Raw genomic sequence first — 22,664 nt, 5'->3', positions numbered from 1 at the left:
AATCGTCCATGGAGAACTCCATGTTTGAATTTCTGAACGGTGTTGTGACGCACACGCCCGTCTGGGTGTGGGTGCTGTTTATCTTCCTCATCTCTCGCGGCATTAAAGCCCGCAGGCCTGCCACCGTTTCGCTGGAGAGGCTTGCCATCATTCCGGCAATATTTCTAATCTGGGATATCTACGATCTGGTGGTTTACCGCACGTTAACCCCCGGGACAGTCGCATTGTGGACGGCGGGGATCCTCGCCGGGGCCGCGCTGGGGTATGTTCTGATTAAGCAGGCGGTTATCACCCGCGCAGAGGCGCCGAGAAGCATTTACCGCCAGGCGGACTACACCGCGCTGCCGTTTATGATGCTGGCGTTCGGGGTAAAGTATGTGCTGGGCGTGATGAGCGCAGTCTCTCCCCAGACGATGCAGCAGCCTGCCATGAGCGCGCTGGCGATCGTCTCCGGCGGCGTGTTTGCCGGTGTGTTTATTGGGAAATTTGCGCGTTATATTGGCGTGTATAACAGCGCCGCACCTCGCCCGGCGGAGTAAGATCTCCGCGCCTGTTCGGGTCAGGCTACATCCGGTTGGCCAGATTTTCGCTTAGCCATGACGTCCGCAACGGTCTTTATACGGCTTAGTTCCTCCTGCGTCCTGGCGTTAGATTGCGCTTCCCAGATATCGACGTTCAGCTGTAAGTTCAGCCAGAATTCAATCGTGGTATCAAAGGCTTTTGCCAGCTTGATCGCCATATCGGCAGTAAGCTTGCGATTGTTATTGACCAGCGCGCTGATGGTGTTGCGGTGAACATTGAGCATATCCGCCAGATCGCTGATTTTCAGATTGAGCGGTTCAAGATACTCATACTGCAACACGTCGCCCGGCGTGGTGGGTTTGCGGAATGCCTGTTGAAGTGTCATAGATGATGCCTCACTTGTGTTGCGTGTACTTGTGTGGAGAGAGGTACAGATCTTCTGCTTTGCCCTCTGTCCAGCGAAATACGAGCCTGTATTGCCTGTTTACCCGGATGGAGGAATAGCCCTTCAGCGGAGGATTCAATGCTTCATACATATTACCCGGTGGCGATCGCAAATCCCTGTGCGAGGTTGCTGCCCTGATGATATCGAGCTTTCTCGCAAGCGCTGTTTCCAGATTTGAAGGGATAACATTGCTCGATCTGCCGTAAAGAAAAAAATCCTCAAGCCAATGATCCCGAAAATAACTAATCATAATGCTGGCGAGCTCCAGTCCGTGAAGCTGACTGAATAGTAATGCACTCCTGCACTGTGCGCAAGTGCGTTTCGTCTGCGGTTAATATTACCTGGGCGATGGCTGAAGGGAAGTGGGATGCATGACTAAAGATTAATCCTCCGAGGCAGGTTCCAGTTCTGGCGTGCGGTTTAATGCCCGGCGGCGCTGCGCTTGCAAGGGCCTGGGGGGATGTAGGCCGGGTAATGCGCAGCCGCCACCCGGCGATTGGCTATCGCTCCCTTAGCGCCTCTTTCGCCCGGTTGAACGGTTTAATCAGATAATCCAGCACCGTTTTCTCTCCGGTCTTAATGTCCACCGTCGCAATCATCCCCGGTACAATCGAGAAGTGCCTGCCCGCCTTATTGACCAGGTAATCCTGACTGGTGCGGATAAACACCCTGTAATAGAACACCTCCGGCTTGGCCTCATCCTGAATGGTATCCGGGGAAATCGTCTCAACGACCCCGTGCAGGCCGCCGTAAATGGCGTAATCGTAGGCGGTGATTTTGACCAGCGCCTCCTGGTTCGGGTGGATAAAGGCGATATCGCGCGGCGACAGGCGAGTTTCGATCAGCAGGTGATCGTCCACCGGCACAATCTCCATCAGCTCGCCGTTGGGCGGGATCACCCCGCCGATGGTGGTCACCTTGATATTTTTCACGATCCCGCGCACCGGGGATTTTACCGTCAGACGGGTGACGGAATCCTGGCGGCCCTTGAGGATGGCTGAAACCATATCCACCTCAGCGTTGGCTTTGGATAACGCCTCGCGCGCCTGGACGTAATACTGCGAACGCACGTCGGTGAGCTTCAGCTCCAGATCGCTTTTCTGCCGCTGCAGGCGCAGCACCTCCACGTGGCTGGCGGCCCCGGTTTTCACCAGCCGCTGGGTAATGGCCAGCTCTTTATTGGCGAGATCTAACGCGGCGCGAAGCTCCCGCTGGGTATCCTCCAGCTGCGCGCGGCGCGAGTTGTAAAGCCGGGTTTCGTCGGAAATCAGATCCGGCCATTTCGCCAGCGAAGGCGGGAATTTCAGCGGCAGATCGTTTACCTCGGCGTACAGGCGGGCGCTGGAGGCCAGTGAGGCCCGGTAGCGCGCCGCGCTTTCGCCGACGTTCGACTCAGAACGCGTCGGGTCAAGCCGCGCCAGCACCTGTCCGGCCTGCACCTGATCGCCTTCGTGGACGTTCAGCTCGGTGAGGATCCCGCCGTCGAGAGACTGTAAGACCTGCTCGCGCGAGCTGGGGATCACTTTACCCGAACCGGTTGACACCTCATCCAGCACGCCAAACCATGCCCAGACGCCCAGCACTACAAACATCAGCAGCGAGAAGATCACGATCCGGCGCGCGCCGGTGTAGCCGCTTTCGGAGTCGAGGGCGTTATCCAGATCGTCCATTGCCGCCACGTCACGCTGACTGATTTTCATTTTTCCACTCCCGTCCGGTTGCTGCCTGCTGCTGTTGCTGCTGCATACGGCTGTTGCTCAGCGCCTGGGCTTTTGGTGCGTCCATCACCAGCATGCCTTCTTTTAACACCACGACGCGCTCCACCAGTTCCAGAACCGGTACGCGGTGCGTGGCGACGATCAGGGTGCGATGCCCGAGCCAGTCGCCCAGGCGCTGGATGAATTCCCGCTCGGTGTGCTCATCCAGCGACGCGGTGGGTTCATCCATCAGCACAATATTCGGATCGCGCAGGAGCATTCGCGCCAGCAGAATCGACTGGCGCTGCCCGCCGGAGAGCCCTACGCCGTTTTCCATGATCGGATAGTCCAGCCCCTTGGGCAGCTTCTGCACGAAGCCCGCCGCGCTGGTCAGCTCCAGCGCCTCGAAAATTTCTTCGTCGGTGGCGCGCGGCATGCCGAGGGTGATGTTTTCGCGCAGGGTGCCGTAAAACAGCCGCGCGTTCTGGGTCATAAAGCCGACGTTGCGCCGCACGTCCGCCACGTCGAGATGCGGCAGGCTGAAGCCGTCGAGCCGCAGTTCGCCCGCCGCCAGGTCCATCCCGCCCGCCATCGCCTGCAGCAGGGTTGATTTGCCCGCGCCGTTGCGCCCGAGGATCGCCACTTTTTCTCCCGGCCTTATCTCCAGGCGATTAATGCGCAGCGCCATGCGCGGATCGTCCGGCTGATAGCGGAACTGCGCCTGCTCGAAAAGATAGTGTCCGCGCAGGACGTCCTGGCGGATCGGCGTCTCCTCGCGCTGGTTTTCGGTGGGAAGCTGCATGATGCTGTCCAGTCCCTCTTTTGCGGCTTTGACCTGCTGCCAGCGCGCCAGCACGCCGCACAGCGTCGCCATTGGGGCGATCATGCGGGAAGCCAGCATCGACGCGGCGACCACCGAGCCGGTGGTCAGGGTACCGTCGATCACCATCGGCGCGCCGACCACAATCACCCCGGCGTAGACCAGGCTCTGAATGGTCATCCCCCAGCTGATCAGGTTCTGCGTCAGCTCACGAGTGCGCAGGCCGGATTCCGCGGTGATCTGGATATAGCTGTTCCACTGCTGCAAAAAGCGGTTTTCCGCCTGCATCAGCTTGATGTCCTCCAGGCCCTGCACGCTCTCCACCAGCACCGCGTTGCGCAGGGTTGATTCATGGGCCGACTGCTTTGCCAGCTCCGCCAGCTTCTTCTGCAGCAGCAGGCCGGGCAGGACCATGATCACCGCCGCGACCGGGGCGATCCACGCCAGCTGCGGGGCGATGATCGCCAGCACCACCACGAACAGTAAAAAGAAGGGCAAATCGACAATTGTCGAGATGGTGGACGAGGTCACCATCTCACGGATCTGCTCCAGCTCGCGCAGCTGTGAGATAAAGCTGCCGGTGGAGCGGGGGATCGCGCTGTTGCGCAGCCGCAGAGCGTGGCCGAATACGCGATCCGAAACGCGCATATCCGAGCGCTTGCCCAGCAGATCCATAATGTGCCCGCGCGCCACGCGCAGCACAAAACCAAACAGGGTGGCAATCAGCACCCCGATGGTCAGGACGTACAGCGTCGGGTAGGACTGGGCGGGGATCACCCGGTCATAGACCTGCATGGAAAAGACGATCCCGGAGAGCGACAGAACGTTGATAAACAGCGCGGCGAGCATCACCCAGCTGTAGGGGCGGAGATCGCGCATCACCAGCCGGTAGAGCCAGTCCGGACGATATTTGGAGATATAGGCATCCACGCGGCTGTCCTTCAGCGCGGCGAGTGGACGCAGGGCAATAACGTGGCGTATAGCGGGCAGCATCGCCGTCATCGACAGCCGATTGGTGTAGGTCTCGTCGTCGAAAAAGCTGACTTCCAGCGTATCGTCCCCGTCGAAATGCTCGATCACGCCGATCCTGTCGTCATTCATCGCTACGACAACCGGCAGACGCCAGCTGTTGATCGCCTGTCGATCGTCGGTAAGGAGCTGAAACGACAGCCCTGCTTCGCGGGCCAGCTGGGTGAGGGCGGGCACCATCGGTTTGCCTTTCAGCCAGGGTGCGCCTGCAATCAGCGCGCCGGGCGAGCAGGCGACGCGATAGCGCGTGGCAACAAAACCAAAGGCCTGTGCCCACTGCGCCAGCGCCTCATCCGTCATGTTTTCACCTTGCGGGATATCACGCTGCTTCATGGCTGGATCTCCACGGTCTGGATGGTGCGGTTATCAAGATCGAACGCGTGGCGCAGCTGTCCGGTGTTATACAGGCAGTTGAGCTGCAGCTGGTGCAGCTGACCGAGGGTCTGCTGCTGGGTGAAGCGCGCCTGATAAACCTCCTGTTCGGCGTTGAGCACGTCGAGCAGCGGGCGCGAGCCGAGGTCAAGATACTGCTGCTGGTACAGTTCGCGGGTGCGGGCGCTGAGCGCCTCCTGACGGCCCTGAATTTGCAGCGTGCTTTGCAGGCTCATCACCTGGCTGCGGGCTTCCAGCAGTTTCTGGCGGACATCAAGACGCGTGCGCTGAATGGTGGACTGCGCCGCCTCCACCGCGTGTCCGGCAGCGTTACGCCGTGCGGTGAGGCCGCCGCCCTGATAAAGCGGCATCTGAACTTTCACCCATGCGGAATACTGGGTGCGATCCCGCGTGTCGCTGCCCGCGTAGCGATCGTTCATGTAGTGGCGCACCTCCGGCTCCAGCGAGACGGTTGGCGTCATCTGCGCGTCGGCATAGTCCAGGTTAGCCTGGGCGACGTTAGCCTGCGCCCAGGCGGCGAGAACGGCGGGAACCAGGCGGTCGTCCGGCTCGGCGATGTCGCAGCTCCGGCCCAGCTTTTGCGGAAAGTCATTGCTTATCGCGTTCAGGCTGTTCCAGCCGAGAAAGCTCATCAGCGTGGCGCGGGCGCTGTCCAGGCTGGCCTGGTACTGCATCAGCTGAGCTCGCGCGCCTTCGATTCGGGCATCGGTCTGCACCACGTCAGAGAGCGATGCAGCCCCTTCGTCGTTACGCTGGCGGGTCAGCGTGCCGATAGAGGAGAGGGCGTCGAGCTGCTCTTTAGCGGTCTCAACCATCTGCTGCCAGGTTTGCACCTGCACCATGGCGACGGCGGTATCGTGGGCGATAGTGTCGATACTCACCAGCACGTTGGCCTGCTGCTGGGCAACGCCGGCGCTCTCGGCGCGTACCTGGCTTGCCACTTTGCCAAAGTCGTAGAGCATCTGTGAGAGAGAAAGCACCAGCGACGGCGTAAAGCCGTTCTGGTCGCCGTCGTGGGAATAACCGTTGTCCACGCCGGCATTAATCTGCGGATAGTATTTTGACTTAGCGACGTCTACCTCTTCGCTCTGCTGGTAGAGTTTCCCCACGGCTTCGCTGATGGCCGGGTGCCAGGTGACGGCGCGGTTAACGGCATCGCCAAGCTGCAATGAACCGGGTGCGGCTTTGCCAGCCGCAGGTGCGACGCGGCCGTTGAGCGAGGGGAGTTCCTGCGTTTCGCGAAGCTGTCCGGTATTGATGGTGGCCGCCGGATTTGCGCAGAAAGCGGGCACAGATATCAGGCAGCACGAGAGCCACCAGTAAGGCATCTTCATTCCCATGTCATGTCCCTATAAAAAAATACGGCTTTATTATTTATGCCCGGGCGCTGCGCGCCCGGGTCATCTCTTGCAGGTGGTATCAGGTAATGATGTGTTGCTGGTTAACAAGCTCGTCGTAGGTGGTCTGAACGCCATCAAGCGTAACGAGCGTGGTATTAGTGTAGGTGCCCCCTGCACCATCACGGTCGATGGAGATCACGGTATTGCCATTACTATTAGTGACATGGAGATAATTCCCGAGCGTCGCGGCGCTACCGTTCCAGCCCACCAGCAAATCGCCGATGTCGATCTTGTCGCCCTGTGCCAGCGAGAAGCCGGTCCAGTGATCGCCCGCGGCACTGCTGGTGTTACCCCCCGTACCGTTGCCCACCGTGCTGTTCAGCACCTGGTAAATCAGCGTATCGCCGTAGGCCGTACCGGTGATGGCGTCGTTATGCTCAGAGCTGATGAACTGCGGCGCCATATTGATGGTCAACGTGGCGCTGTCCGTTCTTCCGGCAGAATCGGTCAGGGTGTAGTTGAAGGTCTCCTTCGAAGTCATGGTTGAGAGCGATACCCCGCTGTTGAGGGTATAGGTGTAATGGCCGTCAGCGCCGATCGCCAGCGTGCCGTAGTGGCCGACAATGTTCACCGTTGCGCTGCCGGTATACGGGTCCAGCGTGGTGGTCACGCCGTTGTAGCCGGTCACGCTCAGACGGGTATCCACCGAGTGGAGCTGATCCAGCACGCCGCCGGAGTCGGTGCCGTCAAAGATATTGCCGTTGACGGTGTGGCTGCCGGTGACGTCGAAATTACTCAGCGAGTAGGTGGTGCCGTTCACGCTTGGGGTAATGGTGATGTTTCCGACGCTCAGCCCCGGGACGCTACCGGTAAAGTTCAGCGTATAGGTCCCGGCGTTGAGATCCAGCCCGGTCAGCGCGACGTCGATACTGCCGCCCAGCAGCGAGGCCCCGCTGAAGGAGCCGCTGCGGATCACGCCCGAGCCGTCGCTGATAGACCAGTTCACCGTCAACCCGGTCAGCGACAGCAGCGATGCCACGCTAAAGTGCAGCGACGCGTTGTGCAGCGCGGTGTTCGCGTCGACCACGAAGGTTCCGCTGCCGCTGCCCTGGGTTGACGAGAGCAGGGCCGTCGTCCAGCTGGCGGTGCCCACGGTCGTATCCGAGTAGACCGACGTGTGATGTACCGAGGTAAGGTCCATCGTGGCGCTGACATCGTTCACCGCATTCATCGCCTGCGCGGTTGGGGTGATGTTGAGCGATGCCGTATCCTTCGAGCCGTCAGGCGCGGTAACGGTGTAGACGAAGGTATCCGGCGTGCTGATATGGTCCGCCCCCACGCCGCTTCTCAGGGTATAGGTGTACTGACCGGACGAATTGATGGTCAGCGTGCCGTATTCTCCCTGAATGGTGGTGGTTCCACTGCTGTTGACCGCCACGCCGTTCACTTCGGTAACCAGCGTGCCCGCTGGAACCGGATCATTCGCCAGCACGTCGCCCGTGGTGGTTTCGCTGATGCTCGCCACGCTGTAGACATGGTCCTGCAGGACGTTAAGCGTGTAGGCCGTCAGTACGGCGATCCCGGATGCGGTATTCAGCAGGAACAGATACTCCCCGGCAGGCAGGTTCAGCGTCAGCTGCGGTGACGTACCCCCCAGCAGCGGGGCGCGCAGCCAGCCCGACTCGACGCGAACCTGCTCGAAGGTCTGGGTCGCATTGTTGAACTTATAGACGTACAGGTCGAACACCGACGCCAGCGCCACGCCGCCCACGGAGGCCTGGATGGTCATGGTGCGGGTCGTCCCTTCCTCCACGTTGTAGATGATCGGGTTGGTCATGTCGTCCAGCAGGTTAAGCCCCAGCGTGCTGCCGAGATTAATGCCCACCAGGGTAAAACCGTTCTGAGACGAGGCGCCGTTATTCACCTCACTCACGGTGGTGTCAAAGGTCAGCGAGGCCGTGTCGTCCACTGCCACAATGCCGTTGATTACCGTACCGGCACCCAGAGACAGCACCAGGTTCGCCGACGCGCTGACGCCGTTATGGGTGATGGTGTAGGTGAAGCTCTCCGTCCGGCCAACGACCGCGGCGCTGGTGTCGGTCAGGTTATAGGTATAGCTGCCGTCGCGGTTGATGGTCAGCGTACCGTATTTGCCCTGGATCACCGTGCCGTCGGCGTTCACGCTGGTGGTAACGCCCTGCGCGTTAGTCACCGTGGAGATAGTGGTTCCGGCCGGCGCGTTGTCGCTGCCGGCGGTCGGATCCGTATCGAGGATCACGTTGCCGTTGAGACTGGTATCGCCGGTAACCGTACCCGGACCGGTCTCTTTCACCGCCACGTCGAGGCTGGTGTAGGAGCCGGTTGCCAGCAGGTTGGTGTTATAGCTAAGCACGCGGTAGTTACCGTCGGCCAGCCCGGTCAGGTTCAGCGAGACGCCGGTAGCGCCGAGGGTCAGGAGATCGGCAAACTGCGGTTGGCCGGTATCCACCACGGTAGTCCAGACGCCGTTGACGTAGTGCTGAACTACCAGCTCAAGAGTGTTGAGCAGAGAGAGCACCGCCCCCGTAGCGTTAGCATTCACCACGATATCCGCGCTGCCGCCGTTGCCCACCGTAAAGTTCACCTGCGCGGTGTCATTGCCCAGCAGCGTCAGGACGTTGCCCACGGCGCCGACCAGCAGGAAGCCGTAGTCGCTGTACTGGCTGTTGGTCACGGTCGCCGTGGTGCTGAGGTTTAGCTCTTCAACGTTATTGCTGGCGGAGAGCGGCAACACCGGCGCAAGGACGGAGCCCGGCAGGGAGGTGTTGCCCGCGGCGTCGGTAGCGGTGATCTGCAGCGTCTGGCCTTCGATCTGTTTGTTAATGAAGGTGTAGCTGTAGGTGCCGTTGTTGCCCGCAATGGCGGTCACCGTCGAGCCGTCCGCAAGGCGGATTGTGACGGTACTTCCCGCCTCCGCGCTCCCGGTCAGGACGCTACCGTCGGCGTTGAGGGTCCCGGTCGGCGCCGTTGGGGCGGTCGTATCGACGATAATCGTCGTCACGCCTGACGCCGTGCTGGTGTTGCCTGCCGCATCGGTGGCCGTGGCGGTGAAGTTATGCGTGCCCTGCGTCAGCGTGGTGGTTTGCGGCAGGGTCCAGTTGCCGTTGCCATCGGCGGTCACCGTGCCGACCAGCGTAATACCATCGTAGATCCTGACCGTGGCATTCGCTTCGGCTGTCCCGCTTAGCGTTGGGCGCGTATCGTTGGTCGGATTCGTACCGGTCACCGGACCGATAACGCTGCCGACATCATCAATCACCGAACTGATAACCGGCGCGCCCGGCGCGAGGGTATCGACGTTAATGACATATCCGGCGGTGGGGGCGCTGGCGTTGCCCACCGCATCGGTGGCGGTGAAGGTCAACGTGTGCGCGCCGTTGCTCAGCGCCGGAGATGGCGTAAAGCTCCACGCGCCGCCGGTCGCCGTCACGCTGCCGATCTGTACGCCGTTATCAAAGATTTTCACCGTCGACCCGGCTTCCGCCGTGCCGCTGAGGGTTGGCTGCGCGTCGTTGGTGAACCCGCCGTTTGCAACCGGCGTCGCCGCATTGCCCACGTCATCCAGAATGCTGGTCAGCACCGGCAGCGCAGGCGGCGTGGTGTCAACGGTGAGGCTGAAGCTGGTGGACGACAGGCTGGTATTGCCCGCCGCATCCGTCGCCTGCGCGGTGAAGCTGTGCGCGCCCGCGGTCAGCGTGGTGTTGAGCAAGATACTCCAGCTCCCGTTGCTATCCGCAGTGCCTGTTCCGACAAGCGTAGTTCCCTCATATATTTTCACGGTGGCAAACGGTTCGCTGGTCCCGACAAGGCGCGGAACGGTATCGTCGGTTGTTTGCCCGGACGTTAGCGGGCCGGTGATGCTGCCCACGTCGTCTACCGCCTGGCTGATAACCGGCGCGTTTGGTGCCGCGGTATCAACAATCAGGGTAAAGCCCGGCGAGGTCGGGCTGACGTTGCCCGCTGCATCGGTGACCGTGGCGGTCCAGGTATGGCTGCCGTTGCCCAGCGGTGCTGATGGCGTAAAGCTCCATGCTCCTGTACCGTCCGCCTGAACGGTGCCGACCGGCTGACCGTTCTCATAAACGGTGACCGTGGCGTTGGCGGTCGCGGTGCCGTTCAGCGTCGGCGTGGTGTCGTCGGTGCTCTGCCCCGAAGAGAGCGGAGTTTGAATGTTGCCCACGTTGTCACCCGCGGTCGAAATGATCGGCGCCGACGGCACGCCCGTATCCACCGTCAGGGTAAACGGCGTCGTCGTGCCGCCGGTATTGCCCGCCGCATCGGTGGCGTTGAAGGTGATGGCGTGTGGCCCTTCGCCCAGATCGGTACCCGGGGTAAAGGTCCAGCTGCCCTGGGCATTGACCACCGCTGTGCCAATTTCGTTGCCATCAACGATCACGTGCACGGTAGAACCCACTTCGCCCGTACCGTTGAAGGTTGGACGCGCGTCGTTGGTGCTGTTACCCGACGTGAGCGTCCCGGTGACCGGACCGACATCGTCAATCACGCTGGTCACCACCGGTACGCCGGGGGCTGCGGTATCAATGGTAAAAGCGAAGACCGATGAGTTCGCCGAGGCGTTGCCTGCGGTATCCGTTGCATACGCGCGCAGGGAGTAGCTGCCGTCGCTCAGCGGCGCGGTCGGCGTAAAGGACCAGTTCCCGCTTCCGTCAACGGTCGTTGTACCAATCTGCGTGCCGTTATTCATGATGTGGATAGTGCTGCCCGCCAGCCCGGTGCCGCTGATGGTTGGGGTGCTGTCGTTGGTTACCTGGCCGCTGGTGAGGTTACCCTGGACGCCGCCAGGGATGTCGTCGTTTACATTATCCAGCGTCGGAACCGTCGGAGCGGTCAGATCAACCACCACGCTCCAGGGAGCAGAGACCGCGCTGACGTTGCCCAGCGGGTCGGTCGCCCGGACGGTGAAGCTGTGCGAGCCTTCGCCGAGCGCGGTGTCAGGGGTAAACGTCCATGCGCCGGTGCCGTCAGCCGTTACCACGGCAATCTGGGTGCCGCCGTCGAAAATTGTCACCACGCTGTTTGCGTCCGCTGTCCCCGAAAGGGTTGGCGTGGCGTCGTTCGTTTCGCTGCCGCTGACCACCGTGGTGGCGGCGTTGCCGACATTATCCGTGACGTTGGTGATGACCGGCGTGGCGGAAACGGAGTCCACCACGACGGTGAAGCCCGCCGAAGGGCCGCTCTGATTCCCCGCAGGATCGGTCGCGCGGATGGTCAGGACATGGTTGCCCTCTGCCAGGGTGGGCGTGGTGTAGCTCCAGGTGCCGGTGTTGCCTACCAGCACGCTGCCCAGCAGCGTCCCGTTGTTGTAGATGGAGATGGTATCGCCCACCGCGCCGGTGCCGGTGAGGGTCGGCTGGTTGTCGTTGGTGGTCTGGCCGCTGGTCAGCGGGCCGGTGCCCGGACCGACGTCGTCAATCACCGCGCCGATAGTTGGCGTGCCCGGGGCGGTGAGGTCGACGGTGACGCTGGCCGCCGGAGAGCGGCCGCTGGTCTGGCCGTTGAGGGTCGCAGTCACTTCAAAGGTGTGCAGCCCCTCGCCAAGCGCCGCCGGCGTATAGCTCCAGTTGCCGCTGCCGTCGGCGGTCACCGTCGTCAATGGCGTCGTGCTACCGTCCTGATAGATGGTAATCAGGCTGCCCGCTTCGGCCGTGCCGGTAAGCGTTGGCGTGGTGTCGTTGGTCGTTTTGCCTTTCACATCGCCAGTTATCGGATCCGCGTCATCGACGATCGCCGTGATGACGGGCACCTGCGGCAGCTCAAGCGACGAGTCGGTGACGACAAAAGGCACGCCCGCGCTGGCATTCCCTGCGGCGTCCGTAGCGTTCACGGTCAGCGTGGTCGGATCCAGCTGCGCCGGACTCAGCGCAATCGAGAAGCTGCCGTCGCTACCGATAACGCCGGTACCAATGACCGTGCCACCGCTATCTTTCACGGTAATAGTACTTCCTATTTCACCTGTACCGGTCAGCGGCGTTCCTTCCTGAGCCAGAGCCATGTTGACCGGGTCGGCAGGTGCGGCAGTATCCACCGTCACGCTCAGCGGTACTGAATCACCGGAGGAATTACCTGCTGGATCGCTGGAAGAGACGGTGAACGTATGAGGACCATCCGGCAACGTCGTGTCGGCGGTCCAGCTCCAGGTGCCGCCCGGCTGGACCGTCACAAGCACTGTAGACGGTGTGCCGTCTACGGAAACGATAACGGTGGTGTCGGGTTCACCGGTCCCGGTAAGAGTTGGCGTGCCGTCCTTCGTGTAGAGCACGTTACTGGACAGCTGGCTGTCGGCTACGGCACTAATGACGGGGATCTCAGGCGCAACGGTATCGAGCGTGACGGTAAAGACTGAACTCGGCGCGCTGAGGTTACCCGCTGCGTCCACGCCCGCTACGGTAATGTTGAGCGGGCCGTCCGTTTGCGTGGGGAGCGTCAGGCTCCATTCTCCATTAGCCACCACGACACGACCCAGCTCGACGCCGTTGTTGTAGACGATCACCGTCTCACCGTTAACGCCGGTTCCTCCCACTGTCGGCGTGGTATCCGTAATGTAGCCTCCGTTCGGTTCACCGCCCACGGCGCTGATCGCTGGCGTAGCCGGTGCCACTGTATCCACGACGATCGTAATCGCAGGAGAAGCGTCAGAAACGTTGCCCGCTTCATCGGTGGCGGTGGCGGTAAAGGCGTGGCTGCCCTCGGCAATGTCGCTGCCAGGACGCCAGCTCCAGTTGCCGCTGCTGTCTACCGTGACGGTGCCCACGACGGTCGATATGCCGTTGACGGTGTCAGTGATGTTGATGACATCGTTCGGCGTCCCGGTGCCGCTCAGCACCGGGCGCGGATCGTTGGTGGTTCCGCCATCGGGTACGGGGCCGGTGATCTGGGTGACGCTGTCGGTGACGGTCGGTGCCGCAGGCGTAGCCGGCGCCTCGGTATCAATGGTGATGGTAACCGGCTGCGACGGAGCGCTTTCGTTGCCCGTGCCGTCCACGTTGGTGACGGTCAGGGTGATGTCATAGGTACCGCCGGGCAGCGGGGTTGATGGTGTCCACGACCAGCTGCCGGTATTGTCCACGACAGCATCGCCGATTTTGACGCCGTTGTTGTAGATCGTCACGGTATCGCCCGCCGTGCCGGTACCGCTCAGGGTTGGCGTGGTGTCGCGGGTGGTTTCGCCCGGGTTCAGCGTTGTTTCTGTTCCGTCAGGATTGACGGTGATGGCCGGCACGTCCGGCGTGACAGGCGCGACGGTATCTACCGTCAACACAAACGGGCTGGAGATGGTGGTATTGCCCGCGGCATCGGTGGCGTGAACCGTCAGCGAATGCGGGCCGTCGGTGAGCGGGGTAACGGGCGTAAAGCTCCAGCCGCCGTTGCCGTCGAGGGTGGCGGTGCCGAGCAGGGTGGTGCCGTCATAAACGGTGATCGCCGCATCGGCCGGAGCGGTGCCCTGCAGCAGCGGTTTGGTGTCATCCGTGGTATCGCCGCTGCTGAGCGGACCCTGAACGCCGCCGACGTCATCAGTCACGGTGCCGATGGTTGCCGCCACTGGTGGCGTGGTATCGACGGTCAGGGTGAAGCCGTCTGACGGCTGGCTGGTGTTACCCGCCGTATCGGTGGCGACAACGGTAAAGGTATGAGGCCCGCTGACAAGAGGCGTCGTGAGGGTATAGGTCCACGCGCCATTGTTGTCGACCGGAACCGTGACAAGATCGGTGCCATCGAGGCGGATGGTGACGGTTGAGCCGGGTTCAGCCGTGCCGTTGAGCGTCGGCGTGGTGTCGTTAGTGCTGTCGTTAGGGTTGAGCTCGCCGAGGCGTTCCGGCACATCATCCACCACCTGGGTGATGATCGGGGCAGCAGGCGCCACGCTGTCAACCGTCAGAGTCCAGGTGTTGGAGACGCCGCTGGTGTTGCCTGCCGCATCGGTCGAGACGGCGGTAAGATCATGGGGGCCTTCACCGATCGGGGTGGAAGGGGTAAAGATCCATACGCCAAGGCCATTGGCGACGGTCGTACCAACAGCAACACCGTCCACGCGCACGGTGACAGTCGCGTTTGCTTCGGCGGTACCGCTGAGCGTCGGGGTGGTGTCGTTAGTGGTCCCATTCAGGTCGATCGCGCCGGTGCGCCCGGGGACATCGTCCACGACTTGTGAAATCACCGGGGCGCCAGGTGCCGTCCCGTCGACGTCAATTGTCCAGGAGTCTGATAACCCGCTCGGGTTACCGGCGGGGTCCGTCGCCTTCGCCGTCAGCACGTACGTGCCATCGGTTAGCGGTGCGGGTGGCGTAAAGCTCCACAGGCCGGAAGAGGGAACAACCACCGTACCGAGGATATCACCGCCGTTATAAATCGTGATGGTCGAGCCCGCTTCGCCCGTACCGTTCACGGTCGGCGCCCGGTCGTTGGTGATCCCGTTCGGGCCCACGGGGCCGGTGGAGGCCTGTACGTCATCAACCACCGACACGATAACTGGCGTCTGCGGTGGAGTAATATCCGGTGCCGCCGCGGAGGTGGTAGGACTCGTGTTGCCTGCCGTGTCGGTGGCGTCAGCGATCAGGATTTCGCCGTTGAGCTTCGGCGGGGTCAGCGTCAGGCTGAAGTTACCCTGACTATCGGCAACAACTGGAGTGCCAACGAGTGCGCCGCCTTCACGGATGGTCACCGTGCTGCCCGGCTCTGCGGTACCGCTGATGGTGCCGCCATCATTTGAAACCACGAGGTTTCCAGGGGCTAACGGCGGCGTGGTGTCCACGGTGAAGATGACAGGCTCTGAGGTCGCGCTCAGGTTTCCGGCGGCATCGGTTTCAGTGACGGTTATGGAGTGCGTCCCGTCCGGAAGCGGACCGTTCGGCGTTACGCTCCAGGTGCCGTTGGGCAGTACCGTCGTTGTGCCAACCACCACGCCGTTATCGTAAATAGTGATGGTTCCGCCGGGCTCGCCCGTTCCCGCCAGGATCGGCAGTGAAGCATCGGTAGGCGCGCCCGACGTGATGGTTCCCTTGATAACGCCCGTATCGTCGGTCAGCACAATCGCGGTCGGGGCGTCCGGCGGAGTAAGATCCACCGTCAGGGTAAACACCGGCGAGGCAGGCCCGGTGTTGCCGGCAGCGTCGGTTGCCCGCACGGTAATCTGGTGAGTGCTTTCGCTCAGATCAACTGAAGGGGTAAAGGTCCAGGTGCCGTTGCTGGCGACGACCGCCGTACCAATGGCGATCCCGCCGTCATAAATCGTCACGGTCGAACCCGCTTCACCGGTGCCGGTAAGCTGCGGACGCTGATCGTTGGTGCTGCCGCCGTTGCTGACTGCCCCCGTCTGTGGAGCCGTATCGTCAGTTACGCTGGTGATGGCTGGCGCATCGGGCGCAGTGGTGTCCGGGGCGGTAAGATTCGTGCCCGGGCTGGTATTCCCGGCGTTATCCGTCGCGGTGGCGGTCACCTGCTCGCCGTTGGTCAACGGCGTGTCGAGAGAGACGGTAAAATTGCCATCGCTGCCCGTTTTTCCTGTGCCAATGACGTTACCGTTCGCGTCTTTCAGCGTGATGGTACTGCCGGGTTCTGCGGTACCGGTGACCGTTTTGCCATCTGAAGAAAACTTAAGGCCGGAAGGCGCGTTCGGCGCTGTCGTATCCGGATCGGCCGAATTGTTACTGCTGCCATTATCACCACCACCGCCGCCAGTGCTTGCCGCCGCCGCAATGCCGCCCGCAGCGGCAATCCCGCCCAGGGCCCATGGCCAGATGGCGGCACCACCGGTGTCGCTCCCTGAGGCTGCAAGCAGCACGTCCGTGGACGCGATGGATTCGTACGTGGCGGCTCCGGTTGGATCTTCAATCCACCATAAAGCGCCCTGGCTGTCCTGCAGCACCAGCTGGCTCACGCCCTGCGCGTCCGCGACGTAGAAATTTTTAAGGGTGATCACCTCGCCGGAGTGGAGCGTAACCAGCAGATCGTTACCATTTCGCGCGAAGTGAGAGACGCTCGCTCGCTCGACATGAAGCTCAACGACAGAGGAATGGCTCAGCGTAACCTGGGTGCCTTCCGTGGTCGTTTCCACGCCAGTAAGTTTCGAAATAACAGAGATTTGGCTCATTTAGGTATTACTCCAGCAGATGTGTCATGAACGGCGAGCAAGACGAGCCATCTCTGCAGAAGGTAAAGGGCGCCCCCGGCGCAGTCGCTGTTATAACGCAGCACTCACCGTCGTTTTTTGCGCGCACGATGCCCGCCAGAATTCAGAGTGGCAACATCAGAGCGAATCTAATGACTTATAAAAGAGAACAGTTTTTATGGGTGTTTTGCGTCTTATAAAACCCTGTATTTAATAGAGGAATTATTTTTCGGAATATAAAAATGATATAGACAGAAAACGATAGTTGTGCAACTTAAGCTTTCTTAAATAAGTGCCAAAACAATGAAGAGGGCATTAATACATGGGGGGCGTTAATAATTTAAATTGCATAACATATTGTTTTATATGATTTTGTTTTTTTCCTTTTGATGCTGATTATAAATATCATTAACGCAGTATGATAATTGGTAGGGGACAATTTCAATATAATGATCAACGTTGTTTTTTAAGCGTGCTTAATATGCATTTAAGTTAGGATAACATTTTTGATATAAAATATATTATATCACTAGTACAATGAAATATATTCTTGTGAGGAGTTAAAGTTCTGCTATCACGCGAAATGAATAGCGTTAAGGAAAGGGTAAAATAACCTGATTTATTTCCATTGCGGCTACGATGTCGGCATGATTTTGCGACAACAAAAAAATACGGGGAGAATGAATAAAAATCGTCAGTCGGGCGTTAACTGACGTCACTTCCTTCTTACCCTGGAGCTTTGTATGAACACGACCTCGTTTCGTTTGATCCCGGTGCTGATTTTATCCCTGCAGTCCCCACTGGCGCAGGCCATGGGCAATAATAGTACCGAGAGCAAAACGCCCGATTGTCCTTCCGGACAGGTATATGACAGCGCCACACAGAAATGCGTGCCGGACAAGAGCAGCAGCCTCAGCGATCAGGACAAAACCAACTATGCGTACCATCTTGCGAAGAAAGGAGAATACCAGGTGGCGCTGAACCTGCTTGATTCGCTGAAAAATGGCAATACGGCTGAAGCGTGGAACTACCGCGGGTTCGCCACGCGCAAACTGGGCCGCACGGACGAAGGGATTGGTTACTACCAGCGCGCGCTGGCTATCGCCCCGGATTATGCCAAAGCCCGGGAATATCTCGGTGAAGCGTGGATGGTAAAAGGACGCCCGGACCTCGCGAAAGAACAGCTGAAGGTGATTGCCGGTATTTGTGGCCAGTCCTGTGAGGAGTATCGCGACCTGCAGGCCGCTATCAACGGACATCCGGAATCCTGATTTTCTCGTGGAGGGAAAACACATCGCTACCCGTGAGGTTCGTCAACAGTTAGCCGCACACCTGCCGCGTCTCTGGCGGTATGGGCTGGTGCTGTCGCGAAACAGGGATATCGCCGAAGAGCTGGTTCAGTCCACCTGCGTGCGTGCGCTTGAAAGAAGCAGCCAGTATACGCCGGGCACACGCATAGACAGGTGGCTGTTCGCGATCCTTCACTCCATCTGGATCTCTGAACTTCGGGCACGACACGTGCGTCAGGGGCAGGGATTTGTGGCCAGCGACGAGCTTATGGCACCGGACACCCGTGAACAGGATGAGACACGCCTGCATTACCTTAAGGTGATGCAGCGCGTCAACGCGCTGCCTGAAGCCCAGCGCAACGCGGTATTTTTGGTTTATGTCGAAGGCTTTACCTACCAGGAGGCGGCAGACACTCTGGCGGTGCCGATCGGAACCGTGATGAGCCGGCTGGCGACGGCACGGGCTCGGCTTGCCAGATCCGCTGACGCACTGCCTCCGGTAAAGGAGAAACGCTCTTGAACGCGCACCGTTTTGTACCGCCCTATAACGACGACGCTATCGTGGCCTGGATAGATGGCGAGATGTGCCGCGCCGACGCGCAGCAGTTTGAAGAACAACTGAAAAATGACGAACGCCTCGCCGGGCGAACCGACGAACTGATGAAAAGCAGCCAGGATTACGCCGGGGCGTTTGCCTCCCTGCTGGATGACGCGCCTCTTGAGACAATGCAGGCGCGTCTGGCAGCTCTTCCCGATCCACAATCCTCTTCGCCGGTCGGCGTCAGCAGGCGGGCGCTGATTGCCGCATCGGTCAGCTTTTTGATGGTTGGCTCCGGTCTGGGCTACCTGCTGCGTCCCGCAGCTGCGCCTGCGGATGAGAATGCCCATATCCGCGACCTTGAAGCGCAATATATGTCCCTGTACAGCGTCGAGACGCTGCTGGATATGGACAGCGCAACGCCGGTTCTGCAGCGCGGGCTGAAACGGGCCGCGCAGGACATCGGCATGATGCTAAACCTGTCGCAGCTTGTCCTTCAGGGGGCAGAGCTGAAAATGGTGCGAATGCTGCGCTATGAAACCACCTCGATCGCGCAGATTGCCTGGATCAACGCCGACTACGGCCCGATGGCGCTTTGTATCTCTCCTGTTGATGAAAAGGCGACGGCCTCGCTCCGCCAGGAGAAGCGGCACAGCATGAACCTGGCGTGGTGGCAGGATGCGGGCTACCAGTTTGTCCTGATTGGCCGCAACCCGCCGTCACATCTGCGGGGAAACGCGGAGCAGCTACAGCGCCTGATCTCAGGATGACGGCACTTTATTCGTCTGAATCGCAATGGCAATGGCAATTCGATCGTCCACGACCAGGGCAAACTTATCCATTCCGTAGGACGCGCGCGAGATCGCCGTGGTGGCATCCAGCGTGAGGGCTTGCGCATGCGGGTTTTTCACGATGGCCTCCAGGATCACCGGACGGGCAATGTTTCGCACGGTCAGCGTGCCGAACACCCTGAACCGACCGTCGCCCTGGGCGACCACGCGAGAGCTGATGAACTCGATAGTCGGGTAACGCTCGGATTCAAAAAACATGTCGCTTTTGAGCTGCCAGGTGAGCAGCTTGTTTGAGGCTACGAGAGTCGCTACGGGAATGGTGACGTGAATATGATCGTCGACGTCGTTTTCCGGGTTGAGCGTTACGGCTCCCGTCACGCCGCTGAATGTCGCCCAGGAGAGGATGCCGCCGAAGGCATGCCACGACAGCCGAATGGCGGTGTTATCGGTGTCGATAATGTAGCTTTTCGGGGCGGCGTGCAGAGAAGGGCATAAAAGCAGAACGGCCAGAAAGGCCAAAAGGCGATACATAGTGGTTTCTCCGATAAATGCGCACTGCGTAAACGCCCGAGGTGCTAATTATATTCGAAGAAATAAAAAAGGCCGCAAGCGCGACCTTTTTGCGAGCATAAATATTTACTCAGTGACTTTCTTTTCCAGCTCGCTGGCACCTTCTTTGGTTTTGTTCCAGCCTTTCTCAGCGCCTTCTTTGGTGGCATCCCACCCTTTCTCGGTGCCTTCTTTGGTTTTATGCCAGGCTTTCTGGGAATCTTCGCTGACCTTGCTGCCAAAGCTTTCGCTTTTACCTTCCGCAGCATGCTTCTGTTTCAGCTTCAGCTCTTCACCTTTGTTCTGCTCTTCGTGCAGTTTTTGCTTCGCCTCGTTGGCGTTTGCGTTCGCCGCCGCGACGGTATCGTCAGTTGCATGTGTGGTCGCAGCAAATACTGGGGAAGCCAGCAGAACGGCAGATAATGCGATAATTGTTTTTTTCATAATATCCTCATTTAACGTTATCGGTTATGAGCGTGATTCAGCATGGCACAGGCGAAACGGGATGGCTTTAGGAAAAAACTGTAATGAGATCAACATGCCCCGATGAGGGGTATTTCGCCTGAGGATTATCCAAAGGATAAAACGCCTATTTCCGCGAGGGCGGCGAGGGTCAGGAGAATGAATATTATGACGGTTATGGGTCTGTACATGGTGGGGCTCCTTCCGGGGTGAGCGGCTATTCTGTAGCGGTGGGTGGGGGTGTTTTTTCATTCTCCATAGGGGGAGGGGCGGTGTCGTTGATGTTGGTCAAAGGGAGAGGGTAGCTTCTCAAGCGAGAAGATGAATGAGCTCTGTCAGGGCTGGACGTAGTGATTGTGGTGGAATGATCGCAGATTCACTCCCTTCTCGCTGGCGGCTCGCTTGTTCATGGCGGGTTTGATAAATACTCCGATCTCGATTTTGTCGTTGTGGTAGACCCTCTCTACTATGACGAAATCATGGCTCAGCGTATTGTGCTCGCCGGAACACTGGGTCACCTGCTCCATGCTTTCACCGGGGAACATGTGGGAGAGCCTCGTCTGCTTAGCCATGCTGAAAGCCGGAGCCCGGGCCTGAAAGGTTTTGGTCTGTTCCGCCCCCCATGTTCAGACGACGTTTGCTAAAAAATGGTCGTCTGAATTTCGGTTGTGAGGTTCTTCCTGAGTGCTTAGATTCATTTTCAATCTATCGAGAGGATATGAATATGAACTTTGCAGAACGCCACTATCAGCATGAGCCTCTTCTTATCGCCAACGTCTGGGATGCCGCCAGTGCTGTCGCAGCGAAAAAAGCAGGCTACCAGGTTCTGGGAACGTCCAGTGCAGCTATAGCGTCCACACTGGGATATGACGACGGGCAGCGAGTGCCGTTTGATGAGTTATTTTATATGGTCACCCGGATCCGGGCTGCCAGCAGCCTGCCATTGAGCGTTGACATGGAAGCAGGGTATGGTGATTCAGCCGAAGAGATAGCAGACAATCTGCGGCGCCTTGCTCAGACAGGCGTCTCAGGCGTTAACCTCGAAGACAGCCGAGTCATAAACGGGGTTCGTCAGCTTGACGATGCCTCTGATTTTTCCCGTAACCTGAGAACAGTATGCGATACGCTGAGAAGCGAAAATTCCAGCCTGTTTCTGAACATCCGGACTGACACTTACCTGCTCGGGCATGAAGACGCGTTGCAGGAGACGATATTACGGGGTCAACGCTACAAAGCTGCAGGTGCTGACGGCCTTTTTGTTCCCTGCCTGACTTCAGAGAAAGACATCAGCCTCATTGCAGAGGCAACGGGATTGCCTTTGAATGTCATGTGTATGCCCGATCTTCCGTCATTCGACAGGCTGAAACGGGCAGGGGTAAGCCGCATTTCAATGGGCAATTTTGTTCATTCAGCGATGCAGTCAACGCTGATTGATGTCATGCATGCGATCCGATCTCGTCAGACGTTTGAAGGACTTTTTGGTGATGAAAATAACCGATAAAAATCTGTGTGATATCTGGTATCAGGCATTACTTGAACGTGCTTCAGACTACACTGGCGTGTTTTTTGTTGGCGTCAAAACCACTGGCGTATTCTGCATTTCGGTATGCCGGGCGCGAAAGCCCAAGCGCGAAAATGTCGAATTTTATAAAGATGCCAAATCTGCCCTGGCGGACGGCTTTCGTCCCTGTAAGGTCTGCAGACCTGCGGAAAATGCGCACAGCGCGCCATTATTCGTTGAGCAGGCGCTTGCGCTTGTCAGGCGCGATATTAAATCCCGTGTAGCAGACGCGGAGCTTCGTCAGCATGGCATCAGCCCGGAGCGGGTAAGGCGCTGGTTCCTGCAACATCACGGCATCACTTTTCAGGCTTTCCAGCGAATGCAGCGGGTGAACGTTGCCCTGCAGGAGCTAAAAAGTGGACGAGCGGCGACTGACGTTGCGCTGGACAATGGCTATGAATCGCTTAGCGGCTTTGGTTATACCTACAAGCGGCTTACTGGCGCAGCGCCGACTCAGGCAACCCAGGTGATAGTCATTCACCGGTTTACCACGACGCTTGGGCCGATGTTTGTCTGCGCGACAGAGCGGGGAGTCTGTCTGCTGGAGTTTACCGATCGCCGGATGTTAGAAACAGAATTTCGCGATATCCAGCGTTTATTTAACGCCAGAATCGTCACCGGCGAAAACAGCCATACCCGGCAGACAGTAAAAGAGATCGGCGAGTATTTTGCCGGAACCCGCCGACAGTTTGATCTGGCTTTAGATGCTCCGGGCAGTGATTTTCAACAATCCGTCTGGCATGCGTTGCGTGCTGTTCCCTATGGACAGACCTCACACTATCAGGCCATTTCACTACGGCTTAATAAGCCCAATGCTGTGCGCGCCGTCGCTGCCGCTAACGGTGCCAACCGGATTGCGATTGTGATCCCCTGTCACAGGATAATTGGAAAAGATGGCGCGATGACAGGTTACGGAGGGGGGATTTCACGCAAAGAATGGCTCATTGAGCATGAGAGAAATAATGTTTAATGGCGTGATGTTTCTGTGTCGCCGGGAAATTTTACGGACTTCGCGGGACATGTTGAGGGTACAAAAAAGCCCGCAGGGCTTGCGCCGTGCGGG

14 protein-coding genes and 1 pseudogene are annotated in these 22,664 nt (G+C 59.2%); 7 read left to right on the top strand and 8 right to left on the bottom strand.

The features are described 5' to 3' along the window. The first annotated feature begins 20 nt into the window (after positions 1–20). Positions 21–539 (top strand): DUF6622 family protein, encoded by a 519-nt coding sequence (locus UR504_RS07615; RefSeq protein ID WP_302236641.1) that lies wholly within the window; start codon positions 21–23, stop codon positions 537–539. Positions 540–559: 20 nt separating this feature from the next. Here UR504_RS07615 and UR504_RS07610 read toward each other — a convergent pair whose 3' ends face one another. From UR504_RS07610 to UR504_RS07585, 6 genes are all read right to left on the bottom strand, one after another. Then, entirely contained in the window at positions 560–907 is a 348-nt protein-coding gene (locus UR504_RS07610) for a HigA family addiction module antitoxin (RefSeq protein WP_271369186.1), read from the bottom strand. Positions 908–917: 10 nt separating this feature from the next. Continuing rightward, complete coding sequence (locus tag UR504_RS07605; RefSeq protein WP_136195161.1) at positions 918–1,217, bottom strand: type II toxin-antitoxin system RelE/ParE family toxin; 300 nt, start codon at positions 1,215–1,217, stop codon at positions 918–920. 250 nt (positions 1,218–1,467) lie between these two features. Further along, positions 1,468–2,637, bottom strand: coding sequence for an HlyD family efflux transporter periplasmic adaptor subunit (locus UR504_RS07600; RefSeq protein WP_271369256.1), 1,170 nt, complete (start codon positions 2,635–2,637; stop codon positions 1,468–1,470). Positions 2,638–2,647: 10 nt separating this feature from the next. After that, positions 2,648–4,846 carry a type I secretion system permease/ATPase gene (locus UR504_RS07595; protein ID WP_302236648.1) on the bottom strand — a complete coding sequence of 733 codons (2,199 nt, stop codon included), beginning with the start codon at positions 4,844–4,846 and terminating at the stop codon, positions 2,648–2,650. Then, the gene (locus tag UR504_RS07590; protein WP_320739561.1) at positions 4,843–6,246 is read right to left on the bottom strand and encodes a TolC family outer membrane protein; all 1,404 of its coding nucleotides are present in this window, start codon (positions 6,244–6,246) and stop codon (positions 4,843–4,845) included. Before UR504_RS07590 ends, UR504_RS07595 begins: the two co-directional genes overlap by 4 nt. Before the next feature lie 79 nt (positions 6,247–6,325). After that, positions 6,326–16,393, bottom strand: a complete 10,068-nt coding sequence (locus UR504_RS07585) for a BapA/Bap/LapF family large adhesin (protein WP_302236652.1) — start codon at positions 16,391–16,393, stop codon at positions 6,326–6,328. A 761-nt stretch (positions 16,394–17,154) separates the two neighbouring features. On the opposite strand from UR504_RS07585, the gene UR504_RS07580 reads away from it, so the two are divergent. Genes UR504_RS07580 through UR504_RS07570 form a run of 3 tightly spaced genes read left to right on the top strand, consistent with a single transcriptional unit; the run spans position 17,155 to position 19,008 of the window. Further along, positions 17,155–17,682: a tetratricopeptide repeat protein gene (locus UR504_RS07580; RefSeq protein WP_302236654.1), complete on the top strand. Its 528-nt coding sequence runs from the start codon at positions 17,155–17,157 to the stop codon at positions 17,680–17,682. A 7-nt stretch (positions 17,683–17,689) separates the two neighbouring features. Next, entirely contained in the window at positions 17,690–18,220 is a 531-nt protein-coding gene (locus UR504_RS07575; RefSeq protein WP_133295001.1) for a sigma-70 family RNA polymerase sigma factor, read from the top strand. Then, a complete protein-coding gene (locus UR504_RS07570) occupies positions 18,217–19,008 on the top strand; it encodes an anti-sigma factor family protein (RefSeq protein WP_274240644.1) in 792 nt (263 codons plus the stop codon). Before UR504_RS07575 ends, UR504_RS07570 begins: the two co-directional genes overlap by 4 nt. Here the strand turns inward: UR504_RS07570 and UR504_RS07565 are convergent. Then, entirely contained in the window at positions 19,000–19,560 is a 561-nt protein-coding gene (locus tag UR504_RS07565) for a YceI family protein (RefSeq protein ID WP_115876103.1), read from the bottom strand. The genes UR504_RS07570 and UR504_RS07565 overlap by 9 nt on opposite strands. A gap of 105 nt (positions 19,561–19,665) precedes the next feature. After that, positions 19,666–20,022 carry a hypothetical protein gene (locus UR504_RS07560; RefSeq protein ID WP_008502540.1) on the bottom strand — a complete coding sequence of 119 codons (357 nt, stop codon included), beginning with the start codon at positions 20,020–20,022 and terminating at the stop codon, positions 19,666–19,668. 386 nt (positions 20,023–20,408) lie between these two features. Here UR504_RS07560 and UR504_RS07555 point away from each other — a divergent pair. The 3 genes and pseudogenes from UR504_RS07555 to UR504_RS07545 form a co-directional block, all read left to right on the top strand. Continuing rightward, positions 20,409–20,606, top strand: a pseudogene (locus UR504_RS07555) (nucleotidyltransferase domain-containing protein); the annotation flags it as partial. A 158-nt stretch (positions 20,607–20,764) separates the two neighbouring features. Next, positions 20,765–21,541, top strand: a complete 777-nt coding sequence (locus tag UR504_RS07550; RefSeq protein ID WP_302236659.1) for an isocitrate lyase/PEP mutase family protein — start codon at positions 20,765–20,767, stop codon at positions 21,539–21,541. Further along, entirely contained in the window at positions 21,525–22,571 is a 1,047-nt protein-coding gene (locus tag UR504_RS07545; RefSeq protein WP_196346712.1) for a bifunctional transcriptional activator/DNA repair enzyme AdaA, read from the top strand. Before UR504_RS07550 ends, UR504_RS07545 begins: the two co-directional genes overlap by 17 nt. The last annotated feature ends 93 nt before the right edge of the window (positions 22,572–22,664 follow it).

Origin of the sequence: Enterobacter sp. 241F3, from assembly GCF_034106785.1 — a bacterium.
In the GTDB taxonomy this organism is placed as follows: domain Bacteria; phylum Pseudomonadota; class Gammaproteobacteria; order Enterobacterales; family Enterobacteriaceae; genus Enterobacter; species Enterobacter vonholyi.
This window is presented reverse-complemented; position numbering and strand designations above follow the sequence as displayed.

What these genes read in the sequence shown, in the direction of transcription:
- UR504_RS07615 (WP_302236641.1), top strand. Translation starts at nt 21, where the DNA reads ATGTTTGAATTTCTGAACGGTGTTGTGACGCACACGCCCGTCTGGGTG.
- UR504_RS07610 (WP_271369186.1), bottom strand. Translation starts at nt 907, where the DNA reads ATGACACTTCAACAGGCATTCCGCAAACCCACCACGCCGGGCGACGTG.
- UR504_RS07605 (WP_136195161.1), bottom strand. Translation starts at nt 1,217, where the DNA reads ATGATTAGTTATTTTCGGGATCATTGGCTTGAGGATTTTTTTCTTTAC.
- UR504_RS07600 (WP_271369256.1), bottom strand. Translation starts at nt 2,637, where the DNA reads ATGGACGATCTGGATAACGCCCTCGACTCCGAAAGCGGCTACACCGGC.
- UR504_RS07595 (WP_302236648.1), bottom strand. Translation starts at nt 4,846, where the DNA reads ATGAAGCAGCGTGATATCCCGCAAGGTGAAAACATGACGGATGAGGCG.
- UR504_RS07590 (WP_320739561.1), bottom strand. Translation starts at nt 6,246, where the DNA reads ATGGGAATGAAGATGCCTTACTGGTGGCTCTCGTGCTGCCTGATATCT.
- UR504_RS07585 (WP_302236652.1), bottom strand. Translation starts at nt 16,393, where the DNA reads ATGAGCCAAATCTCTGTTATTTCGAAACTTACTGGCGTGGAAACGACC.
- UR504_RS07580 (WP_302236654.1), top strand. Translation starts at nt 17,155, where the DNA reads ATGAACACGACCTCGTTTCGTTTGATCCCGGTGCTGATTTTATCCCTG.
- UR504_RS07565 (WP_115876103.1), bottom strand. Translation starts at nt 19,560, where the DNA reads ATGTATCGCCTTTTGGCCTTTCTGGCCGTTCTGCTTTTATGCCCTTCT.
- UR504_RS07560 (WP_008502540.1), bottom strand. Translation starts at nt 20,022, where the DNA reads ATGAAAAAAACAATTATCGCATTATCTGCCGTTCTGCTGGCTTCCCCA.
- UR504_RS07550 (WP_302236659.1), top strand. Translation starts at nt 20,765, where the DNA reads ATGAACTTTGCAGAACGCCACTATCAGCATGAGCCTCTTCTTATCGCC.
- UR504_RS07545 (WP_196346712.1), top strand. Translation starts at nt 21,525, where the DNA reads ATGAAAATAACCGATAAAAATCTGTGTGATATCTGGTATCAGGCATTA.